Origin of the sequence: Micromonospora sp. NPDC051227, assembly GCF_044455385.1 — a bacterium.
Taxonomy (GTDB): domain Bacteria; phylum Actinomycetota; class Actinomycetes; order Mycobacteriales; family Micromonosporaceae; genus Micromonospora.
The window spans coordinates 192,756-209,601 of the sequence record NZ_JBITET010000012.1 but is presented as its reverse complement, the minus strand read 5'-3'; the positions used below and the strand labels follow the sequence as shown (position 1 = coordinate 209,601).

Genomic DNA, 16,846 nt, shown 5'->3' with positions numbered 1-16,846 from the left:
TGGGTCAGTTGGCGCCGAGGTCCTTCAACGCCTTCTCCGCGCCGCGGTGCAGCGGCACCGGCAGGGTCCTGCGGGCCTTTTCCAGCGAGATCCCCTTGGCCGCCGGGTTCGCCTGGGCCAGCGCGTCGCGCTTGTCGAACACCGTCCGGGTGATCGCGCAGGCCACGTTGGCGTCCAGGTCCTTACGGACCAACAACACGTTGGGTACGACGATCGTCGGGGTGTCGGCCGCCGTCCCGTACGCGTCCCGGCCGATCGTGCCTTCCTGGTAGCCGGGGCTCAGCGCGGCCATCTTCGGCAGCAACGGCGAGGTGTCGACGAACTTCACCGAGTCGCCGGCGGTGGTGAACAGGTCGGTGAGGCCCCCGGTGGGCAGACCGCCGGACCAGAAGAAGCCGTCGACGCTGCCGTCCTTGATCCCCTCGACCGTCTTGGTCAGGTCCAGTCGCTGCGCCCGGATGTCCTTGGCCGGGTCGAGGCCGGCGGCCTCCAGCAGCCGGTTGGCGATCACCTCCGTGCCGGACTTCGGTGAACCGGTGGAGATCCGCTTACCGCGCATGTCGGCCACCGAGGTGATCCCGGAGTCGTTGCGGACCACCACCTGCGTGTAGTTGTCGTAGATGCGGGCCAACGCCTGCACCGGCTGCGGCGCTGTGAAACTGCCCTTGCCCTCGACCGCGTTGACCGCCGTGTCGAACAGGGAGAACGCCACGTCGTACTGGCCACCGACGAGCTGTTCGACGTTCTGCACCGAGGCGCCGGTCTCGGCTGCGGTGCCGGTGAGCTTGCCGCCGGTCGACCCGGACAACTGCCCGGCCAGGGCGTTGCCGACCACGTAGTAGACGCCCGTCGCGTTGCCGGTGGCGATGCCGACGCGCGTTTCCTTGGTCACCTCACAGGTGACCTCGCTGGCCGTGTCGTCGGTGGCCGCGCCGCCCTGCTGACCTCCACAACCCGCGGCACCGACCGTGACGAGGGCGAGCGCGCTCAGGCCCGCCGCGAGCCGTACGTCGATTCGTCTCACAGTTTCTCCTCCACAGGATTTGACGATGGTCGGCCGGCGGATCCGCGTCGCAGGAACACACCGGCCACCGCGACGGCGGCCAGTGCCGTGCCGACAGCGACCGGCACCGGTTCGAGCCAGAGCACTGTGACGCCGCCGAACGCACCGAGCACCCGTTCCGGGGCGCCGGCCGGGCCCACACCGGGCAGCCAGCCACCGGCGGCGACGGCGAGCACCGCGACGCTGAGCGCGGTGACTCCGGCGGCGAACGCGATTCGCTGGACCCCGCCGATGCCGAGCAGACCGAGCCCGGCCGGCGTGATGACGAACGCGATCGGGGTCAGGTACGCCGGCAGCGCGTACCGGAGGGTCTGCCACATGGTCGGCACCAGCCGACCACCGGTGACCGCCGCGGCGGCCACCGCGGCGAGCGCTGTCGGTGGGGACACCTCGGACAGCACCGCGAAGTAGAAGACGAACATCGCCGCCGCCGGCGCGGTGACGCCCAGGTCGAGCAGGGCCGGACCGACGATCACCCAACCGATCACGAACGACGCGGTGACCGGCACGGCCAGACCCAGCAGGGTGAGCGCGACGGCGGCGAGCAGCGCGGTGAGCACCAGCACCAGCGTCGGGTCCGAGGTGGCCGCCTGCGCCCCGCCGATCAGCAGCGCCGCCGCCTGCGGCCCGAGGCCGGTCTTCGTGGTGGTCGCCGTGATGATGCCGGCGGCGGCGCAGACCGCGGTGACGGCGAGGACGCCGCGTACGCCGGTGACCAGCGCGGTCACCAGCCGGCCCGGGGTGAGTCGGTGCGCGCGGTCCTCGTTCCTGGGGGCCAGGAACGACAACGCGACGGTGAGCACGATGGCGAAGACGACAGCCCTCGTCGCGGACACACCGATCGCGAGGAACACGATGATGGCGATCAGCGAGGCGAAGTGGTAGCCGAACCGGGCCAGCAGACGCCAGGGCGAGTCGACGTCGATCACCACGGGGCGTACGCCGGACCGGCGAGCGTCGATCTCCACGGCGAGCAGGATGCCGAGGTAGTAGAGCACCGTCGGTACCGTTGCCCAGCCCAGCACCTGGAGGTACGAGACGCCCAGGTACTCGGCGATGATGAACGCCGCAGCACCCAGGGTGGGTGGGGAGAGGATGGCGCCCACGCCGGCCGCGGCCAGCATGCCGCCGGCCCGCTCCGGCGGGTAGCCGGCGCGGCGCAGCAGCGGCCAGGTGACAGCGCCGATGCTCACCGTCGTCGCCGCGCCGGAGCCGGAGACGGTGCCGAGCAGGAAACCCGAGGCCACCGCCGTCCGGCCGGCGGCGGTACGGGAACGTCGGAACGCCGCCGCCGACAACTCGACGAAGAACCGCCCGGCCCCGGACAGTTCCAGCACCGCGCCGTAGATGGTGAACAGCACGATGTACGAGGCGGCCACGTCGAGTGGCGTGCCGTAGAAGCCGCTGTCGGAGTTGTAGAACGCGTCGACCAGCTGACTGAAGTCGAGCCCGGCGTGCGCGACCGGCCAGGATTGCGGCAACAGCCCGCCGTAGTAGCCGTAGCCGAGGAACAGCAGGCAGACCGCCGGCAGGATCCAACCGGTGGTACGTCGACACGCTTCGAGCAGCAGGAGCAGCAGGAGCGTGCCCAGCACCAGATCCGTGGGTGCCAGCAGGCCCTGCCGGTCGAGGAACGCGTTGTAGCCGCCGCCACCGTCGCCGATCCGGATCGGCAGGACGGGGTAGAGACAGGCCACGACGGCCAGGGCGACCAGAACCCAGTCGGCCACTGTGGGCCCCGACGACGCGAGTGCCGGGGTGCGCCTGTCGCTGTCGCTCTCGGTGGCCTCGGCGCGGTTGCTGCGTCGTCGCCGGGCGCGTAGGCGGGCCGGCAGCCGCAGGTCGGCCGGGTAGGCGAGGAAGACCAGCGGGAGTACGCCGGCCAGGAAGATGATCAGGTAATACTTGCTGCCCTGCGACAGAGGGCGGAACACCTGCCACAGGGCTAGCGCGCCGACCGCCAGCGCCGCCGTGGTGAGGAGGAGGCCCGCCGGCCCGGAGAGCACCCGTCCCGGTTTCTCGTCCTCGAACTGGGCGGCCAGGTCCCGGGTCGCCCGCTCGGCCACGCCAGGCTCGCTCGTGGTGCCGGGTTCGCTCGTGCTGCCGGGCTCGCTCGTGCTGCCGGGTTCGTGGGGCTCTGCCGGCTCCGCTCCCGGCCTTGGTCGGGGTGGCCCGCCGCCGGGGGTCGCTGCGGGCCCATCAACGGGAGAGTTGGCTGGTCGCGCAGGTGACGGCGAACCATCGGGGGAGCTGATGGGCGACACGAAAGGACGATACACGTCGATCGGCTGACCGGTGGGGCGTCGATCGGCGTTTCGCCGCCGGTGGTATGGACACAGTGGTGACCGGCCGGTCGTCGGCGAATATTCGCGTGGAGGGCTGTCGGACCCGGCGGTTAGGGTCGGGCGGTGACTTCGGGGCGACCACTGATTCAGGCTCGCGGGCTGGTGAAGCGGTTCGGCGATTTCACCGCCGTGGACGGCATCGACGTCGAGGTGCTTCCGGGTGAGGCGTTCGGCTTCCTCGGGCCCAACGGCGCGGGCAAGTCGTCCACCATGCGGATGGTCGGCTGCATCTCCCCACCCAGCGGGGGTGAGCTGCGCATCCTCGACATGGATCCGGTGGCTGACGGTCCGGCGATCCGGGCGCGTCTCGGGGTGTGCCCCCAGCTGGACAATCTCGATCCGGAGCTGACCGTCCGGGAAAACCTGACCGTCTACGCTCGCTACTTCGGCATCTCCCGCCGGGCGGCCCGGGAGCGCGCCGCCGAGCTGCTCGACTTCGTTCAGCTCACCGAGCGGGCCGACAGCAAGGTCGAGCCGCTGTCGGGTGGCATGAAGCGTCGGTTGACCATTGCCCGCGCGCTGGTAAACGATCCGGAGATCGTGCTGCTCGACGAGCCGACCACCGGGCTGGACCCGCAGGCCCGGCATCTGGTGTGGGAGCGGCTGTTCCGGCTCAAGCAGCAGGGCGTCACGTTGGTGCTCACCACGCACTACATGGACGAAGCCGAGCAGCTCTGTGACCGCCTGGTGGTGATGGACGGCGGCCGGATCGTCGCGGAGGGCTCGCCCCGCGCGCTGATCGAGCAGCACTCGACCCGTGAGGTGGTCGAGCTGCGCTTCGCCGCCGAGTCGCAGGAACCGTTCGCCGGCAAGCTCGACGGGCTGGGGGAGCGGGTCGAGGTGTTGCCCGACCGGGTCCTGCTCTACGTGCCCGACGGTGACGCGGCGGTCGCCGAGGTCACCGCGTTGGGGCTCCAGCCGGCGAACGTGCTGGTCCGGCGCAGCAGCCTGGAGGACGTCTTCCTGCATCTGACCGGCCGCACCCTGGTCGACTGACGGGCCAAGAGGAGAGTCGGCGGCTCAGCCCGCGACACTTCCGGCGTATCGCCCCGGACCCCTGCTTGATCGACTCGGCTTCCTGGAAGTCGGGGTGTTACGGCGGAGCGGACAGCCCGATTTCCTGAAACCCGAGTCGATCAGGCAGCGGCCAGGACCGTAGGGTGACCGGCGGTTTGTCGTAACCCGGGGGAGTTTCATGTCTGATCTGGTGACCGCCAACAAACGTCAGGCCGGGCTGACTGCCCTGTACCTGGGCATCTTCGCGATGGTCTGGTTCAGTGTGCCGGCGGCGGAGCAGCCGCTGCGTGCCCTGCTCGTGGTGGGCAGCATCGTCGCACTGCTCACCGCCGTGCTGGGCGGTGTGCTGTCCTCCCGACTGCGAAGTGCCGGCAGCCCCCGGGACCGGGCCGCCGACCGCCCGTACCTGCTCATCGTCGTGGCCGAGTTCGCCGCCGCCGGGCTGGGCGCCGCCGTGTTGGTAGCGGCCAACTGGTCCGAGTACGTTCCGGTGCTGGTCTGCCTGGTGGTCGGTCTGCACTTCTTCCCACTCGCCCCGCTCCTGCGGGATCCGTTGCTTCGCCCGCTCGGTGTCGCGCTGTGCCTGGTGGCGGTGGCGGGTCTCGTCACCGGCCTCGCCTCGGCGGTCTCCGCCGGGCTGGTGATCGGCGTCGGCGCGGGAGTGCTGCTGCTCGGTTACGCCGTGCAGGCGCTGACCCGCGCGTACCGACCGGCCTGACGGCTGCCAACGATCACCGCTCAACGGGCTCTGGCCCAGGTGATGAATCGGTCGGTCAGTCGGTCCTGACCGGCCTGGCCGGCGAGATCCCCGGCCGCCTCGTCGAGCAACGTGGCGAGGTAGACGAGCAGGCTGATCCGGTCCTCGCGGTACTCGCCGAGCAGCGCCAGTCGGGCCGGCGAGCAGGGCCACGCCGCGCCGCAGACCCGGCAGCGCCAGGACGGGCGTGCCGCCACGTGTGGGCGGTACCGCGGCATCAGTGCCCGCCGCCGTGATGGGCCGACCCGGTCAGTCGCACGAGGGAACCTCCGTCGGGTGGGTGGGAGCGCCCCGGATCGGGGGTCACGGGGCGCTCCCGGCCTGGTTCCGCCCGCCGTCTGGATCCCGTGAGCGGTTCCGCTGCGTGACAGTCTGGTGAGGACCCGACTACGGTGGGAGGTTCCGCACGCCGACGACCAGCGCGTACGGCAATCGGCCCGGCTCGGTACGGGAATGTACGGAGGGTGTCAGTGGAGAGTTCGTCCATGCTGGAGCACTTCGCCGAGGAGCTGCGACTGGCCCGGGCCGCCAGCGGGATGTCACAGGCGGCGCTGGCCGAGGCGTTGAGCTATTCCGGGGCGTTGGTCGCCAAGGTGGAGACATCCGAGCGTCGGCCGAGTCTGGATTTCGCCCGCCGGTGTGACGCCGTGTTCTCAGCCGACGGTCGGTTCGAACGCATCCAGCGGCGGATCAGCCGGGAGGCCGTGGTGCCGTGGTTCCGCGACTGGGCCGGCATCGAGCAGGAGACCACCGCGCTGCGCTCGTTCGAGCCGCTCTACGTGCCGGGCCTGGTGCAGACCGAGGGGTACGCCCGCGCCATCCTGGCCGGTGCCGGGCTCTTCGCGGCGGACGAGGTCGAACAGCAGGTGACCGCCCGGCTCGATCGGCAGCACGTGCTCACCCGGGACCGGCCACCGCTGCTCAGCCTGGTCGTCGACGAGTACGCGTTGCGCCGCCACGTCGGCGGGCCGGAGGTGATGCGCGAGCAGTTGCGTCACCTGGTGAAGCTCGGCTCGGCCCTGCCCCGGGTCCGAATCCAGGTCGTGCCGCTGTCGGCCGGTGCGTACGCTGGGCTCGATGGTCCCTTCGTGATCGCCACCACCGCCACCGGTGAGGACGTCGTCTACCTGGACGGGCAGCGCCACGGGCAGGTGATCGACCGGTCCGAGTACGTCCGGCAGATGGTCGAGGTGTGGGAGTCGATCCGGGGTGAGGCACTATCGCAGCAGCAGTCCCTCGACCTGATCGCGGAAGTGGCGGAGACATGGAGCTGACCGGCGCCCGGTGGCGCAAGAGCACTCGCAGTAACGGCAGCGGCGGCAACTGTGTGGAGGTTGCCGGCAATCTGCCTGGGCTGGTGGCCGTGCGCGACTCCAAGGACCCGACCGGCCCCGTGCTCGTCTTTCCGCCCCACGCGTGGCGCGCGTTCGTCGGTTCCGACTCCGTTCGCCGGTAGATAGCGGCCACCCCGTCCAGATCCACTCGGCTTTCAGGAAATCGGGGCATCGGGGCGGCTCTGACACCGCGACTTCCTGAAAACCGAGTCGATCAACGAGCGGGGCCGGGGCGCGGCGGAACCCGGGCGACACGTCGACGGGGTCGTCGTAGGGTGACCGGCGGTCTGTCGTACCCCGGGGGTAGACAGGTCGTGGGTGGTCGGCGCGGTGGGCGGGGTGATCGGGTGAGTGTGGCGGGATCGGCGCGGTTCCCCTGGGTGCCGGCGTATGCGGTGTTCGAGCACTACCTGGTGGGTCTGCGGCGCACCTGGCGGGCCGGTGTGTTCTCCTCGTTCCTGCTGCCGGTGCTGACCGTCCTCGGCTTCGGGTTGGGCGTCGGCGCCTACATCGACCAGGGCGTCGGCGGGGTGCGTTACCTCGACTGGCTGGTCCCCGGGCTGATCGCCTCGACCGCGCTCCAGGTGACCGTCGGCGACTCCACCTGGCCGGTGTTCAGCAACTTCCAGTGGGTCAAGACCTACTTCGCGCAGGGCGCGTCACCGCTGCGGGTGGGTGACATCGTGGCCGGGCACCTGGCCTTCGTGCTGTTCCGGGTGCTCACCACGATCGTGGCGTTCCTGCTGGTCACCGGGCTGTTCGGGGCGTTGCGGTCGCCGTGGGCGGTGGCCACCCTGCCGGTGGTGGCGTTGCTCGGGCTGGCCGTTGCCGCGCCGACCTTCGCGTACGCCGCGTCGGTGTCCAGCGACAGTTGGCTGGCGATGCTGTTCCGGTTCGCGGTCATCCCGACGACGCTCTTCGCCGGGGTGTTCTTCCCGGTCGAGTCGTTGCCCGAGGCGCTGCGCTGGCTGGCGTACGCGACACCGTTGTGGCACGCCGTGGACCTGTGCCGCGCGGCCACGCTCGGCGTCGCCCCACAGTGGTCGATCGTCGGGCACCTGCTCTACCTGGCCGCCTGGGCGGTCGCCGGCTGGTTGCTGGCGGTGCGCGCGTTCCGTCGCAAGCTCGTCGTCTAGCCGAGCAGGCCCGGCAGAGAGAAGGCCGGGCGGGCCCGGCAGCCGAGCGAGCAAGAGCAACTCCTCGTCTGAAAAGCAAGCAGAGAGGGTGTCGTGGTCACGCTGATCCTGCCTCGGCTGGTCGACGTCTCCGCCGCGTCCCGGCGGTCGGCGTCGGTGGCCGGGCGCAACGTCGCGGCGCTGAAGTCGGTCTACTGGCTGCTGCTGCTCTCCGGCTTCGTGGAGCCGCTGCTCTACCTGCTCTCCATCGGGGTGGGCGTCGGCGCGCTGGTCGGCGACCTGCCGCTGCCCGACGGGCGGCTGGTCTCGTACGCCGAGTTCGTGGCCCCGGCGATGCTGGCCTCCTCGGCGATGACCGGGGCGCTCGCGGAGACCACCTTCAACTTCTTCGGCAAGATGAAGTACATGAAGCTGTACGACGGGATGATCGCCACCCCGGTACGGCCGTTCGAGATCGCCGTCGGTGAATTGGGTTGGGCGATGATGCGGGGTAGCGCCTATTCGGCGGCGTTCCTCGGCGTGATGGTCGCGCTGGAGTTGACCAGCGTCACCCGGGCGCTGACCGCCCTCCCGGCCGCGGTGCTGGTCGGGTTCGCGTTCGGGGCGCTCGGCATGGCGATCTCCACCCTCATGCGTAGCTGGCAGGATTTCGACCTGGTGGGCTCCGCGCAGTTCACGCTCTTCCTCTTCTCCGGGACCTTCGTGCCGGCGCAGGCCTATCCGACACTGCTGCACTGGCTCGTCGAGATCACCCCGCTGTACCGGTCGGTGCACCTGATCCGAGGGGTCGCGCTGGGCAGTGGTGGTTGGTTCTGGCTCCTCGACGTGCTCTACCTGCTGGCGATGGTGGCGATCGGCTTGCTGGTGGCTTCTCGCCGAATGGCGAGGTTGCTCTACAAGTAGGGGTTATCCGCGCCCGTCGACGGGGCATGTCCGGAGGTGACACCACCGGCCAGGAGCCGGAGGTGACACCGCCGACCAAGAGGAGGGGCGATGGCCTCGGACGAGTCTTCCGCCCAGCGGGAGCGTGACCCCGCCACCACGCCGGTCGGGCCCGACGCGGGCCCGGACAGCCCCACCGACCTGCCCGGCAGTGGCTGGAAGGCGGCGATGCGCCGGACGATCACCGAATTCCAGGATGACAGTCTGACCGACTGGGCGGCGGCACTGACCTACTACGGGGTGCTGTCCATCTTCCCCGGCGTGCTGGTGCTGATCTCCCTGCTCGGGCTGCTCGGCGAGAGCGCCACCGAGGGCGTCAAGGACACGGTCAACCAGGCGGTGCCGAACGACAGCATCCAGAAGATCATCGAGGGCGCGATCGACACCGCGGGCCGCAACGGTGGCCTGGCCAGCATCGCGGCGATCATCGGTCTGGTGGCGGCCTTCTGGTCGGCCTCCGGTTACGTCGGCGCGTTCATGCGCGCCTCCAACACCATCTACGACGTGCCGGAGGGGCGGCCGATCTGGAAGACGCTGCCGATCCGTCTCGGCGTGACCGCGGTGATCGGGGTGCTACTGCTGGCCAGCGCGGTGATAGTGGTCTTCACCGGCAGCCTCGCCGAAGCGGTGGGTGACGTGATCGGGCTCGGCTCGACGGCGGTCACGGTGTGGGATGTCGCCAAGTGGCCGGTGCTGCTGCTCCTGGTCAGCCTGATGTTTGCGATCCTCTACTGGGCCTCGCCGAACGCGCGGCACGGCGGCTTCCGCTGGGTCAGCCCGGGCGGGGTGCTGGCAGTGGTGATCTGGCTGGTGATCTCCGGCCTGTTCGCCTTCTACGTGAGCAACTTCAGTTCGTACGACAAGACGTACGGGACGCTGGCCGGAGTGATCATCTTCCTGGTCTGGCTCTGGCTGAGCAACATCGCGATCCTGCTGGGTGCCGAGTTCGACGCCGAGTTGGAGCGCGGCCGCGCCATCGCGGCCGGTCACGACGTCGACGACGAGCCGTACGTCGAGCTGCGCGACGACCGCAAGCTTCGCAAGAAGCGCAACTCCGCCGGCCGCCGCTGACGGTCCCGCGCGAAATCGCCCCGCCACGGAAGACCGGCTGGCGGGGCGATTTCGCGTCCGTCGATGAAACTGGGGGCGAGGGGGCCGGGGCACCCCGTGATCCTTTCCTTGATCGACTAGTAGCTTTTGTTCTTTCGGACAAAAGTTGGTCTCGGAACGGCTGAAGCTCTGGACAGGCGGCGTTGAACGCTCTTACTGTGTCGGACACAACACATCGGCATTGCGTCGATGTGAACGCTGCCAAAGAAGAGGGGGCCCCGGGTGCGCACCGTCGACCCCCTGCACGTGCGCCTGCTGCGGCTGCTCCGCGACGAGGGCGCCGTGTCCCGGGCCGAGCTGGGCGACCGGCTCCAGATGCCGCGTCCGCGCATGCTGGCCGAGTTGGATCGCCTGGTGACGCTGGGTTATGTGGCCGAGGCCGGGCTCGCCGCTTCCCGAGGTGGGCGTCGCTCGACGCTTGTCGAGCTGAACCCGAAGCTGCGCTTCGCCGCCGTCGACCTCGGCGCCAGTTCGATGGACGTCGAGGTGGTCAACGGCCGCCTCGAACCGGTGGCCCACTACGCCGAGGCAGCCGACATCCGCAACGGCCCGAAGGTGACCCTGCAACGGGTCAACGAACTGCTGCACAAGGCCCGCGTCGACGGCGCGTACGAGCGACTGGACGCGGTCGGCATCGGCGTACCCGGCCCGGTCAGCTTCCGCGACGGCGTTCCGGTCTCACCGCCGATCATGCCGGGCTGGGACCGGTTCCCGGTGCGTGAGCTGCTCAGCCGGGAGCACGGCTGCCCGGCGGTGGTCGACAACGACGTCAACATCATGGCGATCGGCGAGCGGCACGGTGGGGTCGCCCACTCGGTGGACGACTTCCTCTTCGTGAAGATCGGTACCGGCATCGGGTGCGGCATCTACCTCACCGGCGAGGTCTACCGGGGCACCGACGGATGTGCCGGCGACATAGGCCACATCCAGGTCGACTCGCACGGTCCGATGTGCTCCTGCGGCAACGTCGGCTGCCTGGAGGCACTGTTCAGCGGCGCCGCGCTGGCCAAGGACGCCGCAGCCGCCGCCCGCAGTGGCACGTCGCCGGCGCTGGCCGAGCGGCTGGCGCTGCGGGGCGTCGTCACCGCGCTGGACGTCGCCGAGGGCGCCGTCGAGGGCGACGTGACCTGCATCCAGTTGATCCGGGACGGCGGACGGCGGGTCGGCGGCGTGCTCGCCGGCCTGGTCAGCTTCACCAACCCGTCCATGATCGTGATCGGTGGCGGGCTGGCCCAGCTGGGCCACATCCTGCTCGCCGAGATCCGCAGTGTGGTCTACCGCCGGTCACTGCCGCTGGCCACCGGCAACCTTCCCGTCGTCCTGTCCGAGCTGGGCGGCCGTGCCGGCGTCGCCGGTGCGGCGGTGCTCGCGAGCGACGTCGCCTTCGGGGAAGCCGCATGAAGCTGTTCGAGATTCCGTCGTGAGCGAGGAGGAGACTGTGGCTCTGCCCGAGGATGACCCCGCCACCGCGTCGGCCGAGGCCGTCGCCGAGGCGCCGCTGGTCGAGGCTCCCGCCGACACCGTCGCGGGCGAGGTGGTCCTGCGCCTCACTGACCTGGTGAAGACCTTCCCCGGCGTACGCGCGCTCGACGGCGTGCAGCTGGAGGTGCGTGCCGGCGAGGTGCACTGCCTGCTCGGGCAGAACGGCGCCGGCAAGTCCACCCTCATCAAGGTGCTCGCCGGGGTGCACCAACCGGATTCCGGGCAGGTGGAGTGGCGCGGTGAGCCCGCCGCGTTCGCCAACCCGCAGGCCGCCATGAAGGCGGGCATCGCCACGATCTACCAGGAACTCGACCTCGTCGAGGATCTGTCGGTGGCGGAGAACGCGTTCCTCGGGCACGAGTACCGCAGCTTCGGTTTCGTCCGGCGCGGCCGGATGGCCCGGCACACCCGGCAGATCCTCAGCCGGCTCGGCCACGGCGAGATTCCGCCGGGGCGGATGGTCCGGTCACTGCCGGCTGCCGGCAAGCAGATCGTCAGCATGGCGCGGGCGCTGTCGCACGAGGCTCGACTGATCATCATGGACGAGCCGAGCGCGGTGCTGGCCCACGACGAGGTCGGCAACCTGTTCCGGATCATCCGAGAGCTGACCGCGCAGGGCATCGCCGTCATCTACATCTCCCACCGGTTGGAGGAGATCCGCGAGATCGGCGACCGGGTCACCGTACTCAAGGACGGCCGGACCACGGCGGCGAACCTGCCGGCGCGCGACACCCCGACCCGCGACCTGGTGAGCCGGATGACCGGCCGCACCATCGAGTACGTCTTCCCGGACCGGCCAACGGACGACTCCGCGGGTGCCGACCTGCTCCAGGTGGAGGGGTTGACCCGCACGGGCGAGTTCGCCGACGTGTCGCTGAACGTGCGTGCCGGGGAAATCGTGGGCATCGCGGGGCTGGTCGGCTCCGGTCGTTCCGAACTGCTGGAGACGATCTACGGTGCTCGCCTCCCGGAGGCCGGCACGGTGCAGATGGACGGAAAGGTCCTGCGGCCCGGCGTCGGCGCGGCGGTTCGCGCCGGCATGGGAATGGCCCCGGAGGAACGTAAGAGCCAGGCGCTGCTGCTCGGCGAGCCGATCTACCGCAACGTCACGCTGGCAACCTTCGGCCGGTACGCGCGGCTCGGCTTCACGAACGCCGCCAAGGAACGCGCCGAGGCGGACCGGATCGCGGAGACCCTGGAGCTGCGGCCCCGGGACGTCGACCGGCCGGTACGCACGCTGTCCGGCGGTAACCAGCAGAAGGTGGTGGTCGGGCGTTGGCTGCTCGGCGGCACCAAGTTGCTGCTTCTCGACGAGCCGACCCGGGGCGTGGACGTGGGCGCCCGGGCTGAGCTCTACCAGGTCATCCGGGCATTGGCCGCTCAGGGCGTGGGGGTGCTGCTGGTCTCCAGCGAGGTGCCCGAGGTGCTGGGTCTGGCCGACCGGGTGCTGGTGATGCGGGAAGGGCGGGTCGTCCGCGAGGCCGCGGCCGGCGAACTCGACGAGAACACTGTGCTTGACCTCGTGATGGCGGGGTCCTTGATGGAAGGCGCACCGGCATGAGCGACGCGACTCCCACTCCCACCGCGACACCGGAGCGCCCGCAGCTTCCGGCGCAGTCGCCGCCGGTGGACCCGGCGGAGACGGCGGTGGCCAGCAACAAGGCAGGATCCGGGGGCAAGCTCTCCTGGTGGCGGGGTGACGGTGGCGACGGCGCGAAGCGCAACCTCGGTCTGATCGGGGTGCTGGCCGCGCTCATCGTGGTCGGCGCGGTCACCAAGCCCGACCTGTACGGCGACCCGAACTGGGTCTGGAACAACGTCCTGGCCATTCTCCAGCTGGCCTCGGTCGTCGGCGTGGTCACGGTCGGGATGACCTTCGTGATCATCGGTGGTGGCATCGACCTGTCGGTCGGCGCGATCGTCGCGCTGGCCGGGGTCTGGTGCACCACTGTGGCCACCCAGAGCTACGGCGCCGGCGGCATGATCTTCGCCGCCCTCGCGGTCGGCATCTGCGTCGGCCTCGTCAACGGTGTGCTCATCTCGTACGGGCGGCTGGTCCCCTTCATCGCGACGCTCGCGATGCTGGTGGCCGCGCGGGGGCTCGCGGCGTCGATCTCCAACAAGCAGACCCAGGTGTCGAGCAGCACGTTCATCAACGACATCGCTGCGCGCAAGGTGATCGGGATTCCGATCCTGGTCTACATCCTCGGCGCGGTCGTGCTGGCCGGTTGGGTCGTGCTCAACCGCACGACCTTCGGCCGGCGGACCATCGCCGTCGGCGGCAACCCGGAGGCGGCCCGGCTGGCCGGTATCAACGTCCGGCGGCACACCATGCTGCTCTACGCGCTCTCCGGTCTCTGCTGCGGTATCGCCGCCATCATGCTCACCTCGCAGGCGACCTCGGCGCAGGCGGCGATGGCCAACCTGTACGAGTTGGACGCGATCGCCGCGGCGATCATCGGCGGGACGCTGCTCAGCGGCGGCCGGGGCACCATCGTCGGCTCACTGCTCGGCGTCATCATCTTCGCCACCATCACGAACCTCTTCGCCATCAACGGCCTCTCCATCGAGGCGCAGAACATGGTCAAGGGCGGCATCATCGTCGCCGCCGTCCTGGTCCAGCAGTTCCAGTTCAAGTCCGTCACTCGGCTCCTCGCGCGGAACAGGGTCACCACCGCAACCTGACGCACCGCACCGTTGTCCTGGCGACGTCGAGACATTCGACGGAGGCCGGGCCTCGCACACCCTCAATAAGTCACATCCCGCTCCCAGGAGGTCATTCATGACCCAGCACAGTCGCGACCTGTCGCGCCGCCGGTTGCTCTTCGGTGGAGCCGCAGTGGGCGCCGCCACCCTCCTCACCGCCTGCACCAGCAACGAGACCCCGGCCGCCAGCACCCAGACCAAGGCCGCCGGAAACAGCGAAGGCAACAACGCCCCGGGCAAGAAGGTCGTCATCGGCTTCTCCGCCCCGGCCGCCGACCACGGTTGGATGGGCGCGATCCACGCCAACGCCAAGGCGCAGGCCGCGGCCTACTCGGACGTGGAGTTCAAGGAGGTCGACGGTGGGTCGAACTCCGAGGCCCAGCGCTCCACGCTCGGCACGCTGATCGCTCAGAAGCCGGACATCATCGTCGTGCTGCCGCACGACGGCAAGGAGGTCAACGCCGTTGCCCTCCAGGCGATGCAGGCCGGCATCCTGATCGTGAACCTCGACCGGGCGTTCCCCGACGCGCTGGCCTCGCGGCTGGTCATCAAGGGCGACAACTACGGCATGGGCGTCTCGGCCGGGCACTTCATCGGCAAGCAGCTCAAGGACAAGGGCGTCGCCAACCCGGTCATCGGTGAGATCGCCGGTCTGGAAATCCCGCTGACCGTCGAGCGTAGCGCCGGCTTCAAGGCCGCCCTGGCGACCTACGGGTTCACGGTGAGCAACCGTCGCTCGGCCGAGTTCACCTCGGACAGCGGTCAGCGCGAGGCGTCCCAGCTGCTCCAGGCGCTGCCGAAGATCGACGCCATCTGGAACCACGACGACGACCAGGGCATCGGTGTGCTCGCGGCCATCAAGCAGGCCAACCGGTCGGAATTCTTCATGGTCGGCGGCGCGGGCTCCAAGCTCGCGATCGACGCGATCAAGGCCGACAACACCGTGCTCAAGGCCACTGTCACCTACAACCCGTCGATGGCCTCCTCGGCGGTCTCGCTCGCGCGGCTCATCGCGCAGGGTCGGGGCCTGGGCGACCTGACGGAGCTGCAGGTGCCCAAGGAAGTGACCCTGGCCTCGGAGACGATCACCAAGGAGAACGCGAGCAGCTACGACAAGCTCGGGTTCTGACATACCGGGGGGAGACCCACCTTGTCCACGACAGACAAAGAACTGCGGGTCGGCATGGTCGGCTACGCGTTCATGGGCGCCGCGCACTCACAGGCGTGGCGCACAGTGAATCGCGTCTTCGACCTGCCGGCGCGGGCCCGGATGGCGTTGATCTGCGGCCGAGACACAGCGAAGGTGGCTGATGCCGCCGACACACTCGGCTGGGACGCGTACACCACCGACTGGCGTGACCTGATCAACCGGGACGACATCGACGTCGTCGACATCTGCACCCCGGGCGACAGTCACGCCGAGATCGCTCTCGCCGCGTTGGCCGCAGGCAAGCACGTTCTGTGCGAGAAGCCGTTGGCCAACTCGGTGGAGGAGGCACGGGCGATGACCGCTGCGGCGGACGTCGCCCGGGCCGCCGGAGTGCGGTCGATGTGCGGGTTCAACTACCGCCGGGTCCCCGCGGTCACGATGATGCGCCAGTTGGTCGCCGACGGACGGCTCGGGGTGATTCGACACGTCCGTGCGACGTACCTGCAGGACTGGATCGTGGACCCGCAGTTCCCGCTGGTCTGGCGGTTGCAGAAGGACAGGGCGGGCTCCGGCGCGCTCGGTGACATCGGTGCGCACATCATCGACCTGACCCAGTTCGTCACGGGCCAGCGGATCAGCGGCGTCAGCGCGGTCACCGAGACCTTCGTCAAGGAGCGGCCGTTGCCGGCCGAGTCGAGCGGTTTGGCGGCCTCGGTGGACGGCCACACGGCGCCCACCGGGACGGTCACCGTCGACGACGCCGCGGTCTTCGTGGCCCGGCTCGACGGTGGCGCCCTTGCCACGTACGAGGCGAGCCGGTTCGCGACCGGCCGTAAGAACGCGCTGCGCGTCGAGATCAACGGCTCGCTGGGCAGTGTGGTCTTCGACCTGGAGCGCCTCAACGAGCTGGAGTTCTACGACGCGACCCGCCCGGCCGTGGAGCAGGGCTTCAGCCGCATCCTGGTGACCGAGGGCGAGCACCCGTACATGTCGGCGTGGTGGCCCCCGGGCCACATCATCGGCTACGAGCACTCGTTCACGCACGAGATGCGCGATTTCATCGAGGCGGTCGCCACCGGTGTCGACCCGACTCCCTCCTTCGCCGACGCGTTGCAGGTCCAGCTGGTGCTGGACGCGGTGGCCCGCTCGGCGGAGCTCGGCTCCTCCTGGGCCGAGGTGGAACCGACGCTGACCGCGGCGGCCGTCTGACCATCGACCATCCGCGACGGCGGTGTTCGCACCGCCATCGCCCGACTGGCTTTCCGAAGCCGACCGGCGAGGGACCAGCCACGGATTGCGCCCCGTGGCCGGGACAGAGGTCGGCTTCGGAGAGCGTGCAGCCGGGCCCTACGGCCCGGTGGCGCACGAGCAGGACGGTCGTCCGGTGCGACCGGACCGGGATTCCCCGGCCGCACCGGAGGACCGCCACCACCGGTGACCTCCGGAGGACCTGATGACACCGCCCGCCGCCGCCCCCACCCGTACCGCACCCGCTCGCCGGTTCCGGCGGGTAGTGGTTCGGTCGGTGTTCCGGTGGGCGCGGCGGCCTGAGACGCCCGGCCGAGGCATGCCAATGCCCCGACCGGCCGGATGCGGGGGAGGCAGGGTCGAGACGCCGACCCGACCCTGCCTACCAGCCCCGTCTGCTCGCACCTGCCGGGATCCGGTCCGGCGTCGTCGCCGCCGACGCCGACGTCGGAAGCCGGTGCTGTTCCGGTGCGGGGCGAGCGGACGGGGCCCATCCACCCGGCTCGAAACTTTCCGAAACCGGGCCGTATCTTTCCGAAACATATTCTGATATTCC

15 protein-coding genes are annotated in these 16,846 nt (G+C 70.0%); 12 read left to right on the top strand and 3 right to left on the bottom strand.

The window, feature by feature from the left end; genetic code table 11:
• Window positions 1-4: 4 nt before the first annotated feature.
• Both ACIA47_RS26060 and ACIA47_RS26055 read right to left on the bottom strand, forming a co-directional pair.
• Window positions 5-1,024 (bottom strand): TAXI family TRAP transporter solute-binding subunit, encoded by a 1,020-nt coding sequence (locus tag ACIA47_RS26060; RefSeq protein WP_203121902.1) that lies wholly within the window; start codon window positions 1,022-1,024, stop codon window positions 5-7.
• Entirely contained in the window at window positions 1,021-3,327 is a 2,307-nt protein-coding gene (locus ACIA47_RS26055) for a TRAP transporter permease (protein WP_396711104.1), read from the bottom strand. Before ACIA47_RS26055 ends, ACIA47_RS26060 begins: the two co-directional genes overlap by 4 nt.
• Window positions 3,328-3,471: 144 nt before the next feature.
• On the opposite strand from ACIA47_RS26055, the gene ACIA47_RS26050 reads away from it, so the two are divergent.
• Complete coding sequence (locus ACIA47_RS26050; protein ID WP_396711102.1) at window positions 3,472-4,404, top strand: ABC transporter ATP-binding protein; 933 nt, start codon at window positions 3,472-3,474, stop codon at window positions 4,402-4,404.
• 199 nt (window positions 4,405-4,603) lie between these two features.
• On the top strand, window positions 4,604-5,143 hold the full coding sequence (locus ACIA47_RS26045; protein ID WP_203121907.1) for a hypothetical protein: 540 nt from the start codon (window positions 4,604-4,606) through the stop codon (window positions 5,141-5,143).
• Window positions 5,144-5,163: 20 nt separating this feature from the next.
• On the opposite strand, the gene ACIA47_RS26040 is transcribed toward ACIA47_RS26045, so the two are convergent.
• Window positions 5,164-5,379, bottom strand: a complete 216-nt coding sequence (locus ACIA47_RS26040) for a flavin reductase (RefSeq protein ID WP_396711101.1) — start codon at window positions 5,377-5,379, stop codon at window positions 5,164-5,166.
• Between the two features lie 273 nt (window positions 5,380-5,652).
• On the opposite strand from ACIA47_RS26040, the gene ACIA47_RS26035 reads away from it, so the two are divergent.
• From ACIA47_RS26035 to ACIA47_RS25990, 10 genes are all read left to right on the top strand, one after another.
• The gene (locus ACIA47_RS26035) at window positions 5,653-6,456 is read left to right on the top strand and encodes a Scr1 family TA system antitoxin-like transcriptional regulator (protein WP_396711100.1); all 804 of its coding nucleotides are present in this window, start codon (window positions 5,653-5,655) and stop codon (window positions 6,454-6,456) included.
• The gene (locus ACIA47_RS26030; RefSeq protein ID WP_396711099.1) at window positions 6,447-6,638 is read left to right on the top strand and encodes a DUF397 domain-containing protein; all 192 of its coding nucleotides are present in this window, start codon (window positions 6,447-6,449) and stop codon (window positions 6,636-6,638) included. The genes ACIA47_RS26035 and ACIA47_RS26030 overlap by 10 nt, the downstream gene beginning before the upstream one ends.
• Before the next feature lie 225 nt (window positions 6,639-6,863).
• Entirely contained in the window at window positions 6,864-7,652 is a 789-nt protein-coding gene (locus ACIA47_RS26025) for an ABC transporter permease (RefSeq protein ID WP_396711098.1), read from the top strand.
• Window positions 7,653-7,745: 93 nt separating this feature from the next.
• On the top strand, window positions 7,746-8,555 hold the full coding sequence (locus ACIA47_RS26020) for an ABC transporter permease (RefSeq protein ID WP_396711097.1): 810 nt from the start codon (window positions 7,746-7,748) through the stop codon (window positions 8,553-8,555).
• 90 nt (window positions 8,556-8,645) lie between these two features.
• Window positions 8,646-9,665 (top strand): YihY/virulence factor BrkB family protein, encoded by a 1,020-nt coding sequence (locus ACIA47_RS26015; protein ID WP_396711096.1) that lies wholly within the window; start codon window positions 8,646-8,648, stop codon window positions 9,663-9,665.
• A gap of 261 nt (window positions 9,666-9,926) precedes the next feature.
• Complete coding sequence (locus ACIA47_RS26010; protein ID WP_091408992.1) at window positions 9,927-11,105, top strand: ROK family protein; 1,179 nt, start codon at window positions 9,927-9,929, stop codon at window positions 11,103-11,105.
• 133 nt (window positions 11,106-11,238) lie between these two features.
• Entirely contained in the window at window positions 11,239-12,747 is a 1,509-nt protein-coding gene (locus ACIA47_RS26005) for a sugar ABC transporter ATP-binding protein (protein WP_396711119.1), read from the top strand.
• Window positions 12,744-13,871 (top strand): ABC transporter permease, encoded by a 1,128-nt coding sequence (locus ACIA47_RS26000; RefSeq protein WP_203121918.1) that lies wholly within the window; start codon window positions 12,744-12,746, stop codon window positions 13,869-13,871. Before ACIA47_RS26005 ends, ACIA47_RS26000 begins: the two co-directional genes overlap by 4 nt.
• A gap of 97 nt (window positions 13,872-13,968) precedes the next feature.
• Complete coding sequence (locus ACIA47_RS25995; RefSeq protein WP_203121920.1) at window positions 13,969-15,021, top strand: substrate-binding domain-containing protein; 1,053 nt, start codon at window positions 13,969-13,971, stop codon at window positions 15,019-15,021.
• 54 nt (window positions 15,022-15,075) lie between these two features.
• Window positions 15,076-16,251, top strand: coding sequence for a Gfo/Idh/MocA family protein (locus ACIA47_RS25990; protein ID WP_396711118.1), 1,176 nt, complete (start codon window positions 15,076-15,078; stop codon window positions 16,249-16,251).
• Window positions 16,252-16,846 lie beyond the last annotated feature (595 nt).

Bases quoted from the DNA above. Each gene is read 5' to 3' on its own strand.
- ACIA47_RS26045 (WP_203121907.1), top strand. From the start codon at position 4,604: ATGTCTGATCTGGTGACCGCCAACAAACGTCAGGCCGGGCTGACTGCC.
- ACIA47_RS26030 (WP_396711099.1), top strand. From the start codon at position 6,447: ATGGAGCTGACCGGCGCCCGGTGGCGCAAGAGCACTCGCAGTAACGGC.
- ACIA47_RS26015 (WP_396711096.1), top strand. From the start codon at position 8,646: ATGGCCTCGGACGAGTCTTCCGCCCAGCGGGAGCGTGACCCCGCCACC.
- ACIA47_RS26000 (WP_203121918.1), top strand. From the start codon at position 12,744: ATGAGCGACGCGACTCCCACTCCCACCGCGACACCGGAGCGCCCGCAG.
- ACIA47_RS25995 (WP_203121920.1), top strand. From the start codon at position 13,969: ATGACCCAGCACAGTCGCGACCTGTCGCGCCGCCGGTTGCTCTTCGGT.
- ACIA47_RS25990 (WP_396711118.1), top strand. From the start codon at position 15,076: ATGGTCGGCTACGCGTTCATGGGCGCCGCGCACTCACAGGCGTGGCGC.